Origin of the sequence: Micromonospora sp. 15K316 (genome assembly GCF_004348525.1) — a bacterium.
Lineage (GTDB): Bacteria > Actinomycetota > Actinomycetes > Mycobacteriales > Micromonosporaceae > Micromonospora.
In genome coordinates, this window is the sequence record NZ_SMKG01000363.1 from 1 (window position 1) to 3,444 (window position 3,444).

Annotated in this window: 3 protein-coding genes and 1 pseudogene; 2 read left to right on the forward strand and 2 right to left on the reverse strand. The window is 74.2% G+C overall.

Annotation, left to right across the window (positions count from 1 at the left end; all coding sequences use genetic code 11):
* Positions 1–624: pseudogene (locus E1211_RS32850) on the reverse strand (hypothetical protein); the annotation flags it as partial.
* Positions 625–628: 4 nt separating this feature from the next.
* On the opposite strand from E1211_RS32850, the gene E1211_RS31385 reads away from it, so the two are divergent.
* Positions 629–1,231 (forward strand): hypothetical protein, encoded by a 603-nt coding sequence (locus E1211_RS31385; protein ID WP_243709795.1) that lies wholly within the window; start codon positions 629–631, stop codon positions 1,229–1,231.
* A gap of 135 nt (positions 1,232–1,366) precedes the next feature.
* Here the strand turns inward: E1211_RS31385 and E1211_RS31390 are convergent, their stop codons facing one another.
* Positions 1,367–2,137 carry a CPBP family intramembrane glutamic endopeptidase gene (locus E1211_RS31390; protein ID WP_132353753.1) on the reverse strand — a complete coding sequence of 257 codons (771 nt, stop codon included), beginning with the start codon at positions 2,135–2,137 and terminating at the stop codon, positions 1,367–1,369.
* 144 nt (positions 2,138–2,281) lie between these two features.
* Between E1211_RS31390 and E1211_RS31395 the strand changes: the two genes are divergently transcribed.
* Positions 2,282–3,397, forward strand: coding sequence for a globin domain-containing protein (locus tag E1211_RS31395; RefSeq protein WP_132353755.1), 1,116 nt, complete (start codon positions 2,282–2,284; stop codon positions 3,395–3,397).
* Positions 3,398–3,444 lie beyond the last annotated feature (47 nt).

Here is a 3,444-nt window from a genome sequence, read left to right on the forward strand (position 1 = left end):
CGCGAAGGCCGCGCCGGCCGTGCTGTTCCAGCCGCCCGAGCCCGACGAGCCGCGGCCGCCCCCAGCTCCCCGGCGCACGGCCGCCCGGAAGCCCGCCCCGTCGGCGACCACGGCAGCCCGGAAGCCCGCCCCGTCGGCGACCACGGAAACCCGGAAGCACCGGCCACCGACGGAAACAGCCGGACCGGCGGCCGCAGCCGGACCGGCGACGAATGCGGACCAGCCGGCCGAGACCACGGCGACCGCGCGGCGGCCGGAGGCGGCACCCGCGCCGGCGACGCCGGCGGAGGCCGGAGAGCCGGCGGCGGACGCCGCGACAGCCGTAGGGCCGGCAGCGGACACCGCGACAGCCGAACAGCCGGCAACGGACACCGCGGCGGCCACGGAGGCGGCGAACGCAACGGGCACCGCGAAGAAGGCGGCGGCCGCGAAGAAGACGACCGCGGGGAAGCGCGCCCCGGCGAAGAAGGCCGCCGCCGAGAAGGTGCCCGCGCCGCGGAAGAGCGCGTCGAAGAAGGCGGCCCCGACACCGGCGCGGGCCGCGACCGCCGCCGGGCGAGGCCAGCGGCAGGCGGTCGTACCGGCACCGGCGGCCGAGCTGTCAGACCTGCGCTCGGCTGCCACCCGGGTGCTCGACCACCCCGGTTTCGCCCCGGAGCTGCTGGCGCTGGCGGCGGTGGAGGTGCTCGGCCCGAGCGCGCGGGACTGGGCCGAGCGGCTGCGGTCGGCGTACCCCGAGGCGTCGCCGGACGGGCTGGCCCGGCTCGCCACCCGGCGGTTCGTCCGGTTGGCGGGCGCGGGCGGGGCGACCTCGGCGCTCGCCGGTGCCCTCGCCCCGGTGGCCGAGCTCGCCTCGGTGCTCTGGACCCAGGCCAACCTGGTGCTGCACCTCGCGGCGGCGTACGGCCGTGATCCGGGCCACCCGGATCGGGCGGTCGAGCTGCTGGTGCTGACCCAGGTGCACCCGGACGCGGAGAGCGCCCGTACCGCTCTGGAGGCGGCGCGGGCGTTGCACGGCCCGGGAGACGCGCCCTGGCCCCGCGCCCTGGAGGCGGCGTGGCGGCTGGCGATGCCGCTCGCCGCCCAGGCCGCCGGCTGGCTGGCGCTTCGGCTGGCGTCCCGGCTGCTTCCGGGGGCGTCGGTGCTCGCGGCCGCGGCCGGGGACGCGGCGGCCGCCGAGCGCCTCGCCGCCCGCGCCGTCACCACCTACCGACCGCCCCGGCGCGATTGACCAGGCAGTCGGAGGGCACCCCGGGACGGATCTTGGCACGGTAATGCCCCTGGAGGGGCCGCTACCGTCCAAGATCCAATCGGCGAAGGCGGCCACCAGTGGCGAGCGCGCAGCGACCAGCGGCGAAGGCGCGGCCTACAGCCAGTCGAACCACGACTTGGGCAGCAGCGCGTACCCCACGAAGGCGACCACGTCGAGCAGCGTGTGCGCGACGACCAGCGGCATCACCCGGCGGGTACGCAGGTAGAAGAGGCTGAACACGACGCCCATCACGGCGTTGCCGAGGAACGCGCCGAAGCCCTGGTAGAGGTGGTAGCTGCCGCGCAGCACGGCGCTCGCCGCGATGACCGCGCCGATCCGCCACTGGAGCTGGCGCAGGCGGGTCACCAGGTAGCCGACGACGATCACCTCCTCCAGCACGGCGTTCTGCGCGGCGGCGAGGACGAGCACCGGCACGGCCCACCAGACGTCGGGCAGCGCCGCCGGCACGAGGGTCGCGTTGATGCCGAGCTCTGCCGCCACCCAGAACAGGGCCAGGCCCGGCAGCCCGATCAGCGCGGCCAGTCCGGCGCCGCGCGCCAGGTCCGAACCGGGCCGTCGGGCGTCCAGGCCGAGGGTCCGTGCCGGGTCACCGGGGTCCCGGCTCAGCAGGTGTACGGCGAGCAGCACCGGCAGCAGCGCGAAGACGATTCCGAGCAGCTGGTACGCCAGGTCGAGGTACGGCCGGGAGGATGCCGAGGTGTTCAACGAGGCGGTCTGCTTGGCGAGACCACCCTGCGCGGTCAGCTTCGCGATGATCGAGACGACCGCGTAGACGGCGGACTGGCCGAGGGAGAGGCCGAGGACCAGCAGCGTCTCGGTCCCCAGCAGCCGGCGGGACACCGGGCGGGTGAGCTCAAGGGTCACCGCACCACTTTGCCCGACGCGAGCGTTCGTCGGCCGCCCGGAGAGCCCTTGTGAGCTGATCGCACATTCTGTGCGACCGGTCAACACGCTCCGTGGAGATTCTGTGTTCGCCCCATTCGCCGTCAGGAGAGGGAGCGAGCCGGCATGGAGAACTTCGAGCGGTTGCTGAAGGAGAGCTGGGCCCTGGTCGAGGAGCACCGGGAGCGGCTCAGCGAGCACTTCTACGCCCGCCTGTTCCTGCTCGACCCGGAGCTGCGGCAGCTCTTCCCGGTGCAGATGAGCGGGCAGGGCGACCGGCTGCTGGAAGCGATCATCACGGCTATCCACACGGTCGGCGATCCGGAGAGTTTCGACGAGTTCCTCCGCGCGCTCGGCCGCGACCACCGCAAGTACCACGTCGAGGCGGAGAACTACGCCACGATGGGCGTCGCCCTCATGGACGCGCTCCGCAGCACCGCGGGCGACGGCTGGAACCTGGAGTACGACCAGGCGTGGCGGGACGCGTACGCGGCCATCTCGGAGAAGATGCTGGCCGGGGCGGCGGCCGACGAGAACCCGCCGTTCTGGCACGCGGAGGTGCTGACCCACGAGCGGCACGGGGCGGACACGGCGGTGCTGACCGTACGCGCGCTCCAGCACCCGCTTGCCTGGAAGGCCGGGCAGTATCTGAGCCTGGAGGTGCCGCGCTACCACCCGAGGGTGTGGCGGACGTACTCGGTGGCGAACGCGCCGAACGACGAGAACGTGCTGGAGTTCCACGTCCGCTCCACCGGCGCCGGCTGGGTCTCCGGGGCGCTGGTTCGCCGGGTGAAGCCGGGAGACCTGCTCCGGCTGGCCGCCCCGATGGGCTCGATGATCCTGGATCGAACCTCGGAGCGGGACCTCCTCTGCGTGGCCGGCGGCGTCGGGCTCGCCCCGATCAAGGCGCTCGTGGAGGAGTTGGTCAGCTACAACCGCACCCGCTGGGTGCACGTCTTCTACGGCGCTCGCCGGGAGGCGGACCTCTACGGGCTGGCCGGGCTCCGCGAGCTGGTCGCCGCGCACCCCTGGCTATCGGTCACCCCGGCGTGCAGCGAGGACCCGGACTTCGACGGTGAGCTGGGGGAGATCGCGGACGTGCTCGGCCGGTACGGCCCGTGGACGGGGCACGACTGCTACGTCTCCGGCTCGGCGCCCATGGTCCGGTCGACGCTGCGGGTACTCGCGGCGGACGACGTACCGCCGCCGCACATCCGGTACGACACCTTCGGCGAGATCTGAGACTTTCCTCCCCCCAATCCGGGGTGCGTGCCCCTGCCCCCTGGGGC